The sequence below is a fragment of the Brevibacillus sp. 1238 genome, assembly GCF_029892995.1.
Classification (GTDB): Bacteria; Bacillota; Bacilli; order Brevibacillales; family Brevibacillaceae; genus Brevibacillus; species Brevibacillus parabrevis.
Genome location: NZ_JARXWC010000014.1, coordinates 92945 through 110031, shown reverse-complemented (window position 1 = coordinate 110031; position 17087 = coordinate 92945). Strand labels below are relative to the sequence as shown.

At 47.8% G+C, this 17087-nt stretch carries 11 protein-coding genes and 2 pseudogenes; 2 read left to right on the top strand and 11 right to left on the bottom strand.

Annotated features, from left to right (window positions below; all coding sequences use genetic code 11):
- Position 1: 1 nt before the first annotated feature.
- The 5 genes and pseudogenes from M2298_RS23865 to M2298_RS23845 all read right to left on the bottom strand — a co-directional run bounded on the left by M2298_RS23865 (position 2) and on the right by M2298_RS23845 (position 4592).
- Positions 2-1120 (bottom strand): ABC transporter permease, encoded by a 1119-nt coding sequence (locus tag M2298_RS23865; protein ID WP_280649177.1) that lies wholly within the window; start codon positions 1118-1120, stop codon positions 2-4.
- A 122-nt stretch (positions 1121-1242) separates the two neighbouring features.
- Positions 1243-1629, bottom strand: coding sequence for a hypothetical protein (locus tag M2298_RS23860; protein ID WP_026558213.1), 387 nt, complete (start codon positions 1627-1629; stop codon positions 1243-1245).
- Positions 1630-1919: 290 nt separating this feature from the next.
- Positions 1920-2117 (bottom strand): annotated as a pseudogene (locus M2298_RS23855) (amidohydrolase); the annotation flags it as partial.
- Positions 2118-3199: 1082 nt separating this feature from the next.
- A complete protein-coding gene (locus M2298_RS23850) occupies positions 3200-3754 on the bottom strand; it encodes a hypothetical protein (protein WP_217022489.1) in 555 nt (184 codons plus the stop codon).
- A gap of 76 nt (positions 3755-3830) precedes the next feature.
- Positions 3831-4592: a hypothetical protein gene (locus M2298_RS23845; RefSeq protein WP_217022490.1), complete on the bottom strand. Its 762-nt coding sequence runs from the start codon at positions 4590-4592 to the stop codon at positions 3831-3833.
- A 644-nt stretch (positions 4593-5236) separates the two neighbouring features.
- Here M2298_RS23845 and M2298_RS23840 point away from each other — a divergent pair.
- Positions 5237-5515 (top strand): annotated as a pseudogene (locus M2298_RS23840) (tyrosine-type recombinase/integrase); the annotation flags it as partial.
- Between the two features lie 159 nt (positions 5516-5674).
- On the opposite strand, the gene M2298_RS23835 reads toward M2298_RS23840, so the two are convergent.
- The 5 genes from M2298_RS23835 to M2298_RS23815 form a co-directional block, all read right to left on the bottom strand.
- Positions 5675-7078: a M20 family metallopeptidase gene (locus M2298_RS23835; RefSeq protein WP_122966289.1), complete on the bottom strand. Its 1404-nt coding sequence runs from the start codon at positions 7076-7078 to the stop codon at positions 5675-5677.
- Positions 7079-7138: 60 nt separating this feature from the next.
- Positions 7139-8398, bottom strand: a complete 1260-nt coding sequence (locus tag M2298_RS23830; RefSeq protein ID WP_122966290.1) for an amidohydrolase — start codon at positions 8396-8398, stop codon at positions 7139-7141.
- A gap of 32 nt (positions 8399-8430) precedes the next feature.
- Positions 8431-9978: an AbgT family transporter gene (locus tag M2298_RS23825; RefSeq protein WP_173597139.1), complete on the bottom strand. Its 1548-nt coding sequence runs from the start codon at positions 9976-9978 to the stop codon at positions 8431-8433.
- 503 nt (positions 9979-10481) lie between these two features.
- Positions 10482-12068 carry a M4 family metallopeptidase gene (locus tag M2298_RS23820; protein ID WP_122966292.1) on the bottom strand — a complete coding sequence of 529 codons (1587 nt, stop codon included), beginning with the start codon at positions 12066-12068 and terminating at the stop codon, positions 10482-10484.
- Between the two features lie 237 nt (positions 12069-12305).
- Positions 12306-13610 (bottom strand): hypothetical protein, encoded by a 1305-nt coding sequence (locus tag M2298_RS23815; protein WP_122966293.1) that lies wholly within the window; start codon positions 13608-13610, stop codon positions 12306-12308.
- A 289-nt stretch (positions 13611-13899) separates the two neighbouring features.
- Between M2298_RS23815 and M2298_RS23810 the strand changes: the two genes are divergently transcribed.
- Entirely contained in the window at positions 13900-15546 is a 1647-nt protein-coding gene (locus M2298_RS23810) for a peptide ABC transporter substrate-binding protein (RefSeq protein WP_173597141.1), read from the top strand.
- Positions 15547-15618: 72 nt separating this feature from the next.
- On the opposite strand, the gene M2298_RS23805 is transcribed toward M2298_RS23810, so the two are convergent.
- Positions 15619-17010, bottom strand: a complete 1392-nt coding sequence (locus M2298_RS23805) for an L-cystine transporter (RefSeq protein ID WP_173597142.1) — start codon at positions 17008-17010, stop codon at positions 15619-15621.
- Positions 17011-17087 lie beyond the last annotated feature (77 nt).

The following is a 17087-nucleotide window of genomic DNA, read 5'->3' as shown; positions in this document are numbered from 1 at the left end:
CTTATCCCCTGATAGCCTCAACTGGCTGTATTTTTACCGCCTTGCCGGAAGGGATGGCAGTAGTGAAAAATGCTGTTGCAAAAACAAACAAAATCGCGGCAAAGATAGTGGTGGAGGTAATCTCAACCGGATAATCGAGCCATTTGGAGAGCAAGCTTCTTATCATCCATTGAATAGAAAAACCTATGACAACCGCTATCAGGTTGATGACGCACATCTCCCAAAAAAGCATGGAGACGATATCCGCATTGCTGTAGCCAAAAGCTTTCCTGATACCAATTTCGTACTTTCTTTCATGAATCCAAAAGGCTGTAAGGTTAATCGCGTTGATGATCGCCAGAGCGTAGACCATTATGGATATGTAGATTTCGCCTCCCCTGTTGGGTGCAATAATCCCCTCTGTTTCTCCGTACGGGGAGGCTGTACATGTCACTTCCGGAAATAGACGCTTGGCATTTTGTTTAATCTGTTTTTCGTCTGCGTATGTATTTGTATAAATATTGTGGATCAAGAAAGGAATCGTTTTCGTGCTTTGCAATTTGCTCAAAAGCGTTGAGGAAAGCGACGTGGCCGGAATAACAATTTTGTAATCAATCGCTTTTGTTGTTTTTCCTTTCACGCCGATTATTCCGATCACTTCGTATTCTTCGTTATCCAGCAAAATGTACGGTTTTCCGTTTTTGCTGCGTACGTCTTTCTCTCTCGCTTTGCCAATCAGGGCTACTTTTTCTCCATGGATGATATCCGTTACATTCAGATATCTTCCTGTTTCTAACGGAAATCTTTGAACAACCTGTTTTGTCCAATATTCAGGCGTTACTGGAGCCATGAGACCATTGTGAAACATTTTTGCTCGGTCCAGAATAACTCCAGTTTGATCTGATATCCCGTCAAAAACCTTGAACAAAGCGTGTACATCTTGTTTGTCCGGAAGCTCCAATTCTATTTTAGTAGCATTCTGGGGTGCGTAATGAACCTGTTGCTGGATGAGTAAATGCGTATTCCTCACACTCGATATACCTATTGAAATGAGTACAATGGATATGGTCAGACCCAAGATAATCAAAGCGGTTGTGACAGGATGGGCTTTAAACTGTTTTTTTATCGAGCTTATCGTCATGTATAACCGTCTCCTGAGTTTTTCAGCATTGAATATGGTTTGCGGCAAGCTACCGTCGTAGCCAAACAGAAAATAAACCGGCTATTCAACCGGTTTATTTTCTGTTTGAATGTTACGGAATCCTAGTCATCGGAGAAAGTATCAACGACAAGTTCTTTTTTCCGATCAGAGCTGTCAATCGAGTGTCTACTTTTGAAATACTCAGCTCCCGCATAAGTATAGCGGCATTCAGCAAGGCTTTTATCTCGATCATATTTGCTGCCAGAAACTCCAGAGTCGTCTTTCCACATTTCAAGTCTGACTGCAACATAGTTACTATTGTTTGGATTAATGAAGTCTGTTTCGGCTTCTGCCTTATCTTCATCTAAAAGATTCCAATCGACATCCAGTTTGATATCAGCCCGCAAATCTTTATATTGAAGAGTGTCGGTTTGTGTCTCCGCATAAGCAGAATTAGCTGCCGTCAACAAAGCGAGTGTTGCAGCAATACCAAGAAATTTTTTTCCCAAGTTCCTTTCCTCCCAAACTTACTTTGTCTATATACCTTGGCCAAGGGTAATAAGGAGAAAACAACAACAAATTTAGTGGTTTTTCCTTATCGACTTTTATTATACTTATCATTTTTGTCATTTTTTGTAGAAATATGTAAAATATATAAATTTATATTTTATTAATTTTTTGTATTTTTTTGTAAATCGCATGCATGAGGCACGCTTCCATCTTCTTGCCTTGTTCCATGAAAAAAACCGACGACAGCCGCATTCAAGCGGTCTATCGTCGGTCTTGTCACGTAAAACCTTTACTTTTTCACCGAAGGCATAACCCCGTCAGGAATCGGGCACACATACTCTTTGCCTCCCAGACGCTCCTTCAGCTCCGCTTTTGCCTTCGCGATCAGCTCAGGGTTTTGCAGCATGTCCACCGCAGTAGCAGCCATGACCTTTCCGGCGTGCAGCATGCCTTTGTGCGCCATCGAAGTAGCTCCCAGCGCCACCCATGTTTACCACCGGCTACATCATCCAGGCAGCGATCAATGCCGGAAACAAGCTTCTGTCCTTCGTCAATCGCGGGAAAGAAGGGCAAGTGCAGCAAGGAATGAGTGAGCGAGCCAGCTAGAGAACGACAAAATGCCATCAAAAAAGCCGCCAGTCAGCTGACGGCTTTCTAGCGCCTGCGCAGGGCTGTTCATGTGCAGGTTTGTTTTGCTTTTTAACGCAACCTACTGTCCCATCATGCGAATAAAAATAAGTAGCCAAAACATTAGTTCCTGTATTGCTTGTAGTTATCTTAATCATTTCAATCAATACTTCTTCGAAAGAAAAGTATGTGAAAAATTTCGAGTCAAACGATCCAGCTGACATTGTCATTTTTTATTGTAACAGGATCAAAGCCATACTTTTGGCCAATGAAACTGAGAAAACAAGCCAGAGAGGTATTGCGACTCGTACTGAGACTGAGTCAGCCATTCCTAGAAGCCCATGTACCAGCCACATTTTCATCTGTTTCCGTCCTGCGTTGTAGCACCAATCAATCCCCCTACCATTCAAACTTGAATACTGGCTATTTTCATTCGGTTTCATATTATATTGGAAATGCTTATTTCATGCCATTTCATAATTTCTTAACTTGAATCGGCATGAAATCGGCACGTTAATTTACGCAGATTTTCCGAAATCCCTCGCAGTGTTTACGAGGAATTTTTCACATCAGTCAGACGTCTTCCTGCTCCCTTATGGCAGACAACCGAGAATTTCGAAATCCAATTTTCATGGAAGAGCAAAGCGCAATGGATCGCTTGGCAACGCACAGGCGTTCGTTGTCGAGCTGTTGAAAGCGTAGATGTCGATTACATGGACAGATAAAAACCCCGCTTTTACTGTGCGAGGCTTATAACTATGTTACTTTTGGTTTCCAACAAATTTCTCGATGTACTTCCTTCTTTCATCTTTGGTGAAAAACTTGTTCACGATTTCATTCCGCCACTTCTCTTTATACGTTCCAATTTCTTCTATATTAATTTTCAAATAGTCCTCAACCGTAGCCCGCAACCGAAATAGAGTTAGGTGTGAGACAAACGCATTACTCAATCAATTTATCTAGCTGCCTTGTAAGTTCTTCATAACAAGATCTCATATTTGTAATAGATATATGGCTATATCCATAATTGCACATAGTAGTGAAATAGTGTAATCCTTCATCCACTAAAGCATGAAGGAAGGAGTATTTTGGTAACTCAATTTCTAATTGAATTTTGTTCATCTTAACTACAGTAAATAATACCTTATCTTGATCGGTGTTTTCTAACGAAATAATTGCTTGGTAGTGCACAGTTTCTTCTGTTGCTTTTGAGTCTGTCGCCAAAAAATCTTCAATTAAAGAAGCAAAAGAGCTCCAAAGTGATAAGTCATAATAGGTAAAATCAAAAATAACTTCGTCATTGAACTTTATCAGGATTGCTTCCCGGAAAAATTTCTTATTTGGTTTAAAGTATTGCTTCACTGCGAGTTCGTTCCGAATATCTATAAAGGAGTGTTCAATATTTTCTAGGATAACACCTTTATGTACATGGTCAAGATTTAACTCTGAAGCTATTACACTGTTTCCTTTTAATAAATATGTATGAACGCTAAACATTATTTCTCCTCCAATATTATATATAGAATGAAATAGCCCTAGGAGGAAAACTAGGGCTATTTTAATTACTCAAATATTATTCTTCGACTTCATTCCAACCATATGGATAAAGAGTGGTGATACTTCCTCCACTTACTACTAACTTATATAAGTTACCATCGTGGTAACCAACATATCCTTTTGGCTTATAGTTGCCCTGATCAAGTCGCTCCTTCATCCATTGAGAGTTCTCTCTGTAATCAATTACACTTTGAATAATCTTTTCAATATCCCTCATGGAAGTACTGGGATTAAACATTGATAGAGGATCACGATCATAACCATTATAGTCACCCGTCCAATATTCTGGATGGTGTCTTGCAAGTATATGTGTCATTCCATAGTCATCTGGATCGCCGAATTCGAGGTGAATACCATCTGGATACCCTTTTAGTTTGAATACCTTTAGAGTTGTGTCACTTTTTACGTCGCCATCCCATTCTCTATCTCTATCTTCGATCTTATTGGAATAAAGTTCCTCGACTTCTTTTTTTACATAGGATTCTCTTACTTTTTCATAAGCTTCTTCCAATTTGTTTTTATACTTAATGTACATAACACCTGCTCTTACTATGATTAAAACAATTGGAATCAAAGGAGCAGCTCGTAATTCTGCTTCTTGTATTTCGTCTTCCTCTGTTACAGTTTCTTCTGTTAACTCGCCTTGTTGACTCTTCTTTGCTACCTTTGAAACTTCGACTCGTTCCTCTGCATAAGCGGCTGCAGTTGGCGACAGAATTGTTACGATAGCTAAGGATAAAGCTAATACTAAACTATTTGTCTTTTTAAAAAAACTCACAATTTCACCCCTAATATAACTAATGAAAGATATAGGTGAACACCATTTGCATGCATGCTTTTGTAATTATATTAAATAAAGGTATAATTGGAAATATAAGGATATAATTACATAATGATTTTATGATACCATCTGACAATCTGGCCAAGTCCCATAGCTTTACAAGCTCATTCCACTATCTGCTATTATTGAAGCCCATAGACAGGGCATACGTAATCGCCATGAACTTGCTATATATCTTGGCGTAACTGAAGATTTTCTCGATTCGGCCATTAATTGATACAAGGAAAAATACGGTGTTGGTGCTTCACTTGCCCCATACACCATTTGCTTTGAGCCTTTATGAGTTCTGGAATTTTTCGAGTAGCGCTTTCCAGCCATAAGACTGTTTATTGTACGCTCAAAAAGAACGTACGTTCTCAATGAGAAGGATTATTATGGCGACGTTTAGAAAACTACCTAGTGGTAGGTGGCAAGCAAGGGTGTCTCGCGACGGTGATGAATTTAGCATTGGTACATTCAAAACAAAAAAGGAAGGGGAGATCGAGGCAGCAAAAGTGGAGGAGAGGATTTATTGAATATCGCAATATGCTGTTTGATGAGGTGGTAGATAGCTGGAAAGCCCATAAAGTAATGAACTCAAAGACTCAACTTTTAGGCAAATTGAAATAATCATTCGCTTGCACATTAAGCCCGAATTTGAGAACAAACGAATCATGAAGATAAGGCGATCCGATATTAAGAAATGGATTCAAGCGTGCGTAGACAAAATTGATGAAAAGGGCAACCCAAAATACTCATTCGGATCATGCCTGAAATACTTATCAGTAATGAAAAGCATATTCCACTATACTGCTCGACTGACTACCTTTTCCTTACTTCGCATGCATCATACAAAACGTTGGTGCAACAACGTTTTGTAACCCCTATCCGATGGAGCCTTCCATCTCAAACTTGATTAGCCACCCCAACAAAAAAGGCACAGCCTCCTCACAATAAAATGAGAAGCTGCACCTTTCTTGCACCTATGAAACTTACCTATTGCCTCCCACAAGCCAACCATGAGGAGCGATAACAATCCTTTACTTTTTCACCGAAGGCATAACCCCGTCAGGAATCGGGCACACATACTCTTTGCCGCCCAGACGCTCCTTCAGCTCCGCTTTTGCCTTCGCGATCAGCTCAGGGTTTTGCAGCATGTCCACCGCCGTAGCAGCCATGACCTTTCCGGCGTGCAGCATGCCTTTGTGTGCCATCGAAGTAGCTCCCAGCGCCACCCATTGCCACGAGTGCAAAGTCGAACCATTGATAAAGCAAGCAGTCGTACACTGGGCGGTCGGAGTGATCCAGCTTACATCGCCAACGTCTGTCGAGCCGTTCAGCGGAATCGTCCCGCCGTTGTACGGGTTCAGCCATGTCACCATGTCCGGGTCAGGCGTACCCGGCGACTGTCTCTCCGCTGTTGCCTTTTCCTGTTCAGACAGCGTGGCACGCATCGCTTTGGCCAGTTGCAACTCCGCCTCGTCATGCACGGGAACACCCAGCTCCTGGTAGTTTTTGTACATGACCTCTTCCAGCGTCCGGTTTTGCACCAGATTGGAGCAAGCCTTGTCAAACACGATCTCGACTTCCGTTTCGGTCATCATCGCCGCGCCTTTGGCGATTTTGCACACGCGCTCGTAAATTTCTTGCACCTGATCGACTTTTGGCGCACGAACGAGGTAGAGCACCTCTGCGTATGGCTGCACGACGTTTGGCGACAACCCGCCAGAATTGGTGATCGCATAGTGCACACGCGCATCCGTGATGATGTGTTCGCGCAAGTAGTTTACGCCGACGTTCATCAGCTCGACTGCGTCCAGCGCGCTGCGGCCCAGATGCGGACTCGCTGCCGCGTGAGCGCTTTTGCCTTTGAACTTGAAATACACCTGGTAGTTCGCCAGCGACTCGACTGCCATGATGCTGTTGTAGCCCATCGGATGCCAGCAAAGGGCGAAGTCCACGTCGTCAAACAGCCCGGCTCTCGCCATGAACGACTTCCCTGAGCCGCCCTCTTCCCCTGGGCACCCGTAGTAACGAACCGTACCTGGCAAATTGTTTTCTTCCATATACTGCTTCACGGCTACTGCGGCCGCAAGCGAAGCGGTTCCCAGCAGATTGTGTCCGCAGCCGTGTCCGTTTGCCCCCGGCACCTCCGGCTCTTCCTTGGCCTGGCCTTTTTTCTGGCTCATTCCCGACAGCGCGTCAAACTCGCCCAGGATCGCCACAACCGGAGTTCCGCTGCCGAAGCTGCCGATGAAGGCCGTCTGAATCCCGCCCACTCCGCGCTCCACCTGGAAGCCTTCTGACTCAAGCGTCTGCGCCAACAGCTCAGCCGATTGGTACTCCTGAAAGCGCGTCTCCGCGAACTCCCAGATGCGGTCGCTCACTTTGATAAAAGAATCCCGTTTACTTTCGATCATTTCTGCAATTCGTTTGGTATCCATCAAGAAACATCCTCTCCAGGTCGTAGTTGATCAAAGCATGAGAGCGATAGAGGGTTTCTTTTACGTAAGAAGCCGTCTTGCAATCCGATTCAGCAGCTCGACGCTGCGCGGCAAAATTTCTTCCTGAATATCGAATTTCGGATGATGGTGTGGAGCCGGAATGTCGGTTCCGATCGCCATGTACGTTCCTTTTCCGCCGCGATCCTGAACGCGCTTGATCATGAAGCTCGCGTCCTCGCTGCCCATCGAGTTGTACTCGCCCATTTTAAAAGAAGTAAAGCCCTCGACTTGCTTGGCTTCCTCCAAAGCCAACACAGCCATTTCCTCGTCGTAGTTGATCGGGATCGCTCCCCCCACTACTTCGATTTTGTGCTCCAGCTCATGCATGGCTGCACTGTGCGCGATAATCGTGCGAACGCGCTGTTCCACCTCGGCGTTGACCTCCTCAGACACCGAACGGGTTTCGACAATCATCTTCGCATAAGCCGGAATGATATTTGCCGCTGTTCCCCCTTCCAGCACGCCCACATTCACGCGAGTCGCCCCTGTGCTAAAACGCGGAATCGCATGAATGTTGAGCAAAGCTGTAGCCGCGCCGAGCAGCGCATTTTTCCCCTGCTCCGGCGATGCGCCCGCATGGGAAGAAACGCCGTAAAAATGAGCGAGCATTTTGGTCGTAGCCAAAAACCCGTAAGAGCCGCCGTGCACTTCGCCAAGCGGGACGTTAACCCCCAGATGGTGGCAGAAAATGTAGTCCACGTCGTCCAGCATCCCTTTTTGCACGATGGAGTACGCGCCACGGACGCCTTCCTCCGCAGGTTGGAAAATCAGCTTCAACGTCCCGGCGAAATCCCCTGCTGCCAGCGCGGATGCTACGCCAAGCCCAATCGTCGTATGCCCGTCATGGGCACATGCGTGCATGTTGCCTTCATAGCGGGAGCGGAAATCGTGCGCTTGCGGAAAATGGTCTGCATCGGTGCTCTCCAAAACTGGCAAAGCATCCATGTCGAAGCGAAAAGCCACCGTCGGCCCGGGCTTGCTGCCCTTTTTGACGCCGATCACCGCCGTGTAGCCGCCGCGCATTTTCGCAACGATCTCCGGGTTGGCGCCGTCCCGCAACGCTCTTTCGTATGCGGCTTCCAGCACTTCCTCGGACGGCAATCCCCTGCGGGAATCGCCATCCATCGCGTCTTGTCCGTAAATGACGTCATAACCCATGGAAGTCAACAACTCTACCACTTTGGAAGCGGTGCGAAACTCTGTGAAGCCCACTTCCGGATGCATATGAAAATCTCTTCGAAGGGAAACCAGATCCAACATATCAATTCCTCCTGTTCATTCTGGAGTCATCTCTACTTCATGATCGGATAAACTCCAGGGCCGATTGGCAGACCCAAGAAATACCAAACAACTAAGAGCAATGTCCACAAAATAAAGATCGCGATCGGATACGGCATGATCAAGGCGTAATAGGTGCCCAGCTTCGCATCCTTTTTATATTCCTGCAAAAAGCCGAGGAACAGCGGGATAAACGGTGAGACGATCGCAAACGGAATGACCGAAGAGTCGGCAACCCGGAACGCCACCTGCGCGAATGCCGGATGGAAGCCAAGCGCCATGAACATCGGTACAAACACCGGGGCAAGCAACGACCAGATGGCGGAACCGCTGGCGATAAACATGCAGAGAAACGCGGACAAAAACATCAAGCCGATAAACACAGGTGCTCCGCTCATGTTCATTTGCTCCAGCAAATCGGTAATCGAGAGCGCCAGGAAGCTGCCCATGTTGCTCCAGTTGAACATCGCCACGAATTGGGACAGCGGGAAAATCATGATGATGAATCCTGCCATGCCTTTGATCGGGTCAGTCAAGAGAGCCGGGATGTCATTTTGCTTTTTGATCACTCCGACTTTGATTCCGTACGTAATCGCTACGGTGAAGAAAAAGAGCAAGATGATCGGAACAATCCCTGAAATGAATGGAGAAGGTACGACTGTTCCCAGCTTCGGATCACGCAAGAGCGCATTTTCCGGCACGACCAGCACAGCCATGACGGCAATGAACGCCAGCGCTGCGATACCAGCGGCACGCAAGCCTTTCTTTTGGATATCGGACAAATCTTCCAGTTTTCTTTCGTTTTTGCCTTCGCTTTTGTAAACACCCAGGCGCGGTTCCACAAATTTGTCCGTGATAAAACCAATCGCAGCGGAAAGCAGCAGGACGGACGCGGACATGAAGAACCAGTTGTCGAGCACACTCACAGTGATGTTCGGATCGACCGACTTGGAAATTTCCGAGCTGATCCCGGACAACAATACGTCTGTCGTCACGATCAGGATATTGGCGGAAAAGCCTGATCCAACACCTGCAATCGCGGCGAGCAACCCTGCCACCGGATGACGTCCGACAGCCAAAAAGATCAACGCGCCAAGCGGCGGCATAATCACGAACGCAGCGTCAGAAGACACGTGGCTGAAAAACGCGATGAAAGCAACGAGATAGCTGGCATAGCGCGCACTGACGCGCAGCGACATTTTGCGAATGACTGCTTCCAGCAGACCGACCTTCTCTGCCAGCCCTACGCCAAGCATCAGCGTCAAGATCGAACCGAGCGGCAAGAACCCGGAGAAGTTTTTAATGATGTTGGGCAAAAGCCACTGCAAGCCTTCCTGGCTGAGCAGATTTTTTACCTGGACTTGCTCATTCTTGATCGGGTCGATTGCTGTGACGTGGAAAATAGACAAAACAGCAGTGATGATCATCAAAGCAGCAATCAAATAAAGGAACAGCATGAACGGGTTCGGCAGCTTGTTTCCCACTCGCTCTACCCATTTCACCAGGCCGATTCCTTGCGAATATTGCTCATTCCGATCGATTTGTACGTTGTTTGCACTCATTGAGCATTCCCCCTAGGCCGTTTCTTTCTGTTGGTAACCATCATTCTCGTTTATTTCGTTGGCGAAACAACGACGTTCTGAATGAGTGATCAGTCTGGATGCTGGCATTAAAGTGAAAGCCCTTTCATTTTAATCTCAACGCAATCCATTCATTCAAAAACGCAGTAAAGCTTGTCGTCGTGCCGATACTCCTTTCCTGGTCTTTGTTTCAGTCACCATTCACAATATGCGAATACAAAAAGACAATTTCGTTTAATTGAATTATATAACCTGAGTAACTTTTTTTCAATAGAGTTGTTTGACTTCTTGAAAAATAGAAAAGCTTCCATGATTTATCCAGGACTCCAGACCTGACCACATCAGCACTTTAGACCTAAGTTGTTTTTCCTTCCAACGGCACTTCCCACTGGTTTTTTGCCATAAGAAAATGATTTCGTCTGCTTTTTTACATACAAAAAAGCAACCACCCGTTGAGTGGTTGCCTCTTTGCCATGCTATATTGTTTAGTTCACGCCTACCGCGCTATACGCTGCATTCACAGCAGCTACTTGCGGAGAATTTGCACCGAACAAGTCAGTGGCCGAATGAACAGCAGCTTGGCGCATCGCAGAGAAGTTGGAGTACGGCGTCAGGTAATGAGTCAGCGCGTGGTAGTAGATTTTCGCTGTGTCTTGGCGACCGATCCCGTTCACGGTTACCCCGTGATGCGTGCCCCCTTCTGCCAGCAAATACGCAGCTTTGTTGTTGATTCCGCTGTTGATATGAACACCGCCGTTATCCTGGGAGCCGGTATAGCGGTTGCTGTAGTGATCCGGGTCGCCATACTCTGTTGGGTCTTCCAGGGAACGCAGCGCATCTCCATTTGTTCCTGGGGTGTAGATGTCTTCTCCCATCAGCCAATCGTCGTCGTCGATCATCGCACCGAAAATATCGGAGAGGGACTCGTTCAAAGCTCCCGATTCGTATTGGTACACCAGCCCCGCTGTCTTTTCGGTTACAGCGTGGGTCAATTCGTGAGCGACTACATCCAGACCTCCGGACAACGATATGAATGTGCTGCCGTCGCCATCTCCATACACCATTTGCGAGCCGTTCCAGAATGCATTGTTGTAATTGTTGCCGTAGTGGACAGTAGAGCGGATCAAGGCGCCTTTGTTGTCATAGCTGTTGCGATTGTGGACGTCTTTGTAGTAGTCGTACACTTGCTGCGCATAGGCGTGCGCATCGACTGCCGCTCCGTCCGTCCAATTGTTGTCGCTGTCTGACATAAGCGTGCCAGGAAGCGTGGAGCGGTTTTTGGCAGTATACGTCTCGATACCTTTTCCGCGCGTCGTGTCTTTCATCACATATTTGCCGCTTTGCAGCGAAGTCTCGAACTGCTTGCTGTCGCCGAGCACGCCTGTTCCGATTCCTGTTGCGTGGTCGATCGTATTGTACTTGTTGATCACGTCTCCGCTATGCGCATCGATGAAATACATCCAACGACCTGGTTCCGGGTCCAGGAAGCTCAGCTCAACCGCATACGCCAGGTAAGCTTCGTTTTCATGTACGTAAATATACAGCTCTGCCTCCGGATCATTTACGAAGTCCGGCTTTTCGCCCACTTCGTCTTCCACATCACTGATCGCTTTCTTCAACGCTTTTTGTGCGTTAAGCTTCGGTTTCTTTGTCAGATCATCATTGTTATCGAGATTGGGAATGAACTGCCCCAGGTAAGACGTGACAGAGCCATCAGCGTCTATGTGAACGGTTTGCTGGAAACCGTAAATCGGAATCCCGTTATAGACCTCCTGCAAACGGTAGTGCTTTGTGTCCGTTTCCTTGTTGCGAACCTCATTCACAATTTGAAAATGATCGGCGACATCTCCTTGAATCTGGAATTGATCTTTGTAATTTTCGAGGTAGGACCAGACGATATCGTCGCCTTTTTCTCCATCCGGTTCCCACTTCTCCCCGATGTACTGCGGTGTTTCCCACTCCTTGCTGTAGTCGATGTCTTTGGATTTGGCCAGCGCCGGAACCGATGCGAAGCCAGACACGCCCACGGCAATACTAAGAGTCAAGCTGGTTGCAACATAAGACTTTTTCATTCTAAAAAACTCCCCCAATCAAAATATTATGAATGTATGAAACATTTTATCTTATTTGCTTTTTCTGGAAAAAATCCCTTTTTTTCTCTTTTCTTTTTTCTCGACAACTTCTTACTTGCTTCTACATGATTTGACGAAACCTCGCAGCCAAAAACGCTGCCCTCCGAACTCTCGCCACGAAATGACACTAAAGTCGCTTCCCATCGACAAAAAAACACCCGAAATGTCGGGTGTTGTCTACTTTTTCAGCGTATATATTTTCTTCGGCCTGCCGCGCATAGCCTGTTGCTCCTCGCCTTTGTATTCCGCGAGATCCACTTCGCACAGACTGCCCATGATTCGCTGGGCATTTCGCACCGTCATGGACAAATACGCCGCGATGTCTGTTGTCGTGAATGATTTCCAGCCCATGCGCTGGACAAGCGCCCTCAGCTTGTAATACGTTTTGACGCTGACGTTGGCCTTGTTCAGTTTTTCCAAAAGCTCGCGGTCGTTCGAACGGTAGGCGTACTCCAGCTCCTCCGCTTCGCCCACCGATTCCATCATCACGCCGTTATCCTGCACGACCACAATCCCAAACTGCGGCCGTTCTTTGGCATGCTGGACCGCTTTTCGCGCATTGTTCTCCGCTGAAAAGGCCGTGTCTCCGAAGCCTACGCCGACTGCCACGGGCACATCCGCTTCCAGCGAAAGCTGCTCTACCGTATGCCGAAGCATCTCAATTTCCCGCTGGATCGCGCCGCGCGAACTGAAAATTTGATAGCGCCCGTTGCCGTTTGCCATCAGGGAGCCATCGAGCCGTTCGCAAAGCAGCAGCAAGATTTCCCTGATTTTCAGCTCCAGATGCTGGAGATGGAACCGCGTCTTCGCCCGCTCGGCAATTTTGTCAAACTGCTCCAGCTCAATGATTTCCACGCCGATTTGGGTATGCTTGAAATACGAACTTTTCGCTTTTTCGATGACGATCTTCATCGCCTGGCGAATTTCCATCTTCGTCATCAACACGCGATAGACCGGGATGCCTGCATCGCGCAAAGCCCGTTCGACGGAAAACAAGGTCGTGAAAGCTCCCTGCGTCTTCCCTTCCCGCCACAGCGAGAGGTGGAACTGCGTAATGGCCTCCGGGTCGTAATGCTCGTCGTAGGTCATGACGTGCATTTCTTCCGCGGGAATATCCAGCTCCGACATGGCCTCGCGCAAATACGTCCCTTCCGAATCGATCATATCGACGGAGACACGCTTCACAACCTCGTCATGGTCGATCGACATCTGAATGAAGCAACGGTACAGATTGGAGCCGGTTGGCGGGCAGTAGACGATATTCGCATCCGGGCTCAGCACATTTTTGGCGATCGTAAAAGGAATCGGGCCAGAGAAAAACCATCCGTTAAACTCCGGATTATGCTCCTGCACAATCTGGCTAACTTCTCTCGCATCTTCATAGGTAAAAGGAACAAACTCGATTTCGTGCTCAAACTCATTGGCAACAGCCAGTATCCGCTCTACTGAAGGGGGCGGACCCACCACACCGATTTTATACATAAGGGCGTTTACTCCTACCTGGTTTGATAGCTGCTAAAATGATTAATTACCTCATTCTTATCATTTGCCGTGTGCTTTGTCTACTGCTGTCATCATTCTGCCCGCTAAATTAGTTAACTGCCTCATTGCTTGCACGAACATGAGTGTCTTCTACTATTAGCAGCAAATACTTTGTTAATCAGCTAAACGAAAAAATTTTTTACCGGGAAATATAAAAATTACCTTTGCTAAAAAAAACGCCAACAAATATTCTGAATATATGTTTCTATCATTTTCAAGGGGGATTTACATGAAAAAGGGCATTGCGCTTGCAACCTGTCTTACCTTGCTTTTCGGGGTAATCACAGGCTGTTCCAACTCTTCGACGCCTTCCCAGCCTGCGGGCCAAACCTCGCAACCCTCCGCCACACCGACTGAGGCTACAAAGACAGAGCCGATGGTGCTGCGGTGGAGCATCAACAGCGAGCCGCCTTCCATGGACCCTGGCATCGCCGTCGACGCCGACTCTTTCGACATGATTTACGCCGCTTTTGAAGGCTTGACCAGCTACGACCTGAACGGACAGCTGACCAATGCTACGGCGGAGAGCTTTACCAATACACCGGACTATATGAACTACACCTTCAAGATTCGCAAGGACGCCAAATGGAGCAACGGCGATCCGGTCACTGCCCACGATTTCGTGTACGCGATCAAACGCAATCTCGATCCCAAGACGGCATCCGAGTACGCCTATCAGCTTTACTACATTAAAGGAGGAGAGGAATACAATACGGGTAAAGGAAAAGCCGACGACGTAGGTGTAAAAGCGATCGACGATTACACCGTTGAGTTCAACCTGAAATCGCCTACTCCATTTTTCCGTGAGTTGACCTTCTTCCCGACGCTCTTCCCGCTCCATCAAAAAACAGTCGAGAGCAGCCCGAACTGGGCGGCAGAAGCGAAGACGATCGTGGGCAACGGCCCATTCATCATGGATACATGGGAACACAAAAGCAAAATCGTCTTCACCAAAAACCCGAACTACTGGGACAAATCAAACGTGAAGCTGGATCGCCTGGAAATCTCCATGATCGAAGACAACAATACAGCTTTCTCCATGTTTGAAAATGGCGATATCGACTGGGGCGGCTATCCTGCTTCCACGCTGCCGACAGACGCGATCCCTTCCCTGAAGGACGCGGGCAAGCTGATGGTCGCTGACAACCCTGGCACACAGTCTGTCGTCTTCAATACGACCAAGCCGCCTTTCAACAACAAAAAAATCAGACAAGCCTTCGCTTACGCCATCAACCGTCAGGAAATCATCGACAACATCCTGCAAACCGGCGTTCCTGCCGCCTACGGATGGGTGCCGACCTCGATGGGCCTGAAACCGGACGGCTACTTCAAAGAAGACAACGAAAAAGCGAAGCAGCTTCTGGCCGAAGGAATGAAAGAGCTTGGCCTGACAGCCTTCCCGACCGTGACTTACACGTACGACACTACCGACACGAACAAGAAAGTGGCAGAAGCTTTGCAAGACCAGTGGAAAAAAGTGCTCGGCGTAAACGTCAAGCTGTACAACGCAGAGTTGAAAGTATACCGGGACATGCGCTCGCAAGCCAACTTCGACCTGATCCGCTTCCAATGGGGCGCCGATTTCAACGATCCGATCAACTTCCTGGAGATGTTCCGCGACAAAACAGGCGGCAACAACCATCCAGACTGGGAAAACGCCAAGTTCAAGGAGCTGATCGACAAGAGCTACAACGAGCCTGACCTCGACAAGCGCAAGCGAATTTTGCTGGACGCCGAAACGATTTTGATGGACGAAATGCCGCTCGCTCCGCTCAACTTCCGGGGAAGCCCGTATGTGAAGAACGACAAGGTGAAAGATTTCATCATCTTCCCGCTCGGCGGGGCGTACTTCAAGTACACATCCGTCACCCGCTAGCCGATTGCTCTTGCGTAAACAAACAGGCTGTACCTGTCTCTTCGACATGGCACAGCCTGTTTGCTTTGGCTTTTAGACGGTCACAGACGATTGTTGCTCTGTGCCGTTGTATACTTTTGTATCCAGCTCTTTGGTCGCCCTGCTCGTCAAAAGACCTGCTGTCATGCTTCCGCTCACGTTGAGCGCTGTGCGTCCCATGTCGATCAAAGGCTCGACAGAAATGAGCAAGCCCACAATCGCTACAGGCAGGTTCAGCGTAGACAGAACAAGCAGTGCGGCAAAAGTAGCTCCGCCCCCTACTCCGGCAACCCCGAAGGAGCTGAGAGCCACGACCACGATCAAGGTCAGGATGAAAGAAGGCGTCAGCGGATCGATACCCGCGATAGGCGCAACCATGATCGCCAGCATGGCTGGGTATGTTCCTGCGCAGCCGTTTTGCCCGATCGACAGACCGAACGAGCCGGCAAAGTTGGCGATTCCTTCAGGTACGCCCAGGTCTTGCGTTTGCGTTTTCACGTTCAGCGGCAATGCCCCTGCACTCGTGCGGGACGTAAAGGCAAAGGTCAGGACAGGGAACGCTTTTTTCACGTAAGTGACCGGATTCAGCCCGGCGAACGCCAGCATCAGCAAGTGCACGATAAACATGAGAATCAGCGCCGCGTACGAAGCGATGACGAATTTTCCAAGCTGCCAGATGGCATTGTAGTCGCTCGTCGCAGTCACCCGCGTCATGATCGCCAGCACACCGTATGGGGTCAGGCGCAAAATCAGCGTCACGACGCGCATGATGATCGCGTGAATCGCATCGACGATTTTGGAGAACAGTTCGGCCTGCTCCGGATTTTTCTTTTTCACACCCAAATAGGCGATGCCGATAATCGCGGCGAAAATAACGACGGCAATCGTCGAAGTCGCTCTGTCACCTGTCAAGTCCAGAAACGGATTGGCCGGGAGCAGCTCCAAAATTTTCGCGGGCAACGTCATGTTCTGGATGTCGCCAAGGCGTTGCTCTACTTGCTCGATGCGGGCGGATTCTGCATCTCCTTGCTGGAACTGCGCTCCGTCCAGATTGAAGGCAAAAGTGGAGGCAATCCCGATCGCTGCGGCAATCGCGGTCGTTCCCACCAGCAGCCCGATGATCAGCGAGCTGATTTTGCCGATGTTGTTGGACAATTTCATTTTCGTAAACGCAGCCAGGATCGAGATGAACACCAGCGGCATGACGATCATTTGCAGCAGCTTCACGTAGCCTTTTCCTACGATATTGAACCAGTCAATCGAGTCTTTCAAAATGTCCGATTTGACTCCGTAAACAAATTGCAGCACAAGACCGAAGACAATCCCGAGTCCCAGACCGACAAATACCCTTTTGGAAAAAGAAATATGTTTCTTTTGCAAAGCGTACAAACCGCCAATGAATAAAAGCATAAGGACAATGTTGACAATCGTAAGTATCGTTGACATGTTTTCCCCTCCTGTTGCATCAAATACTCTCTCTGTCATAAGTATCGGCCTAGATATAGTTATATTACCAACAATTC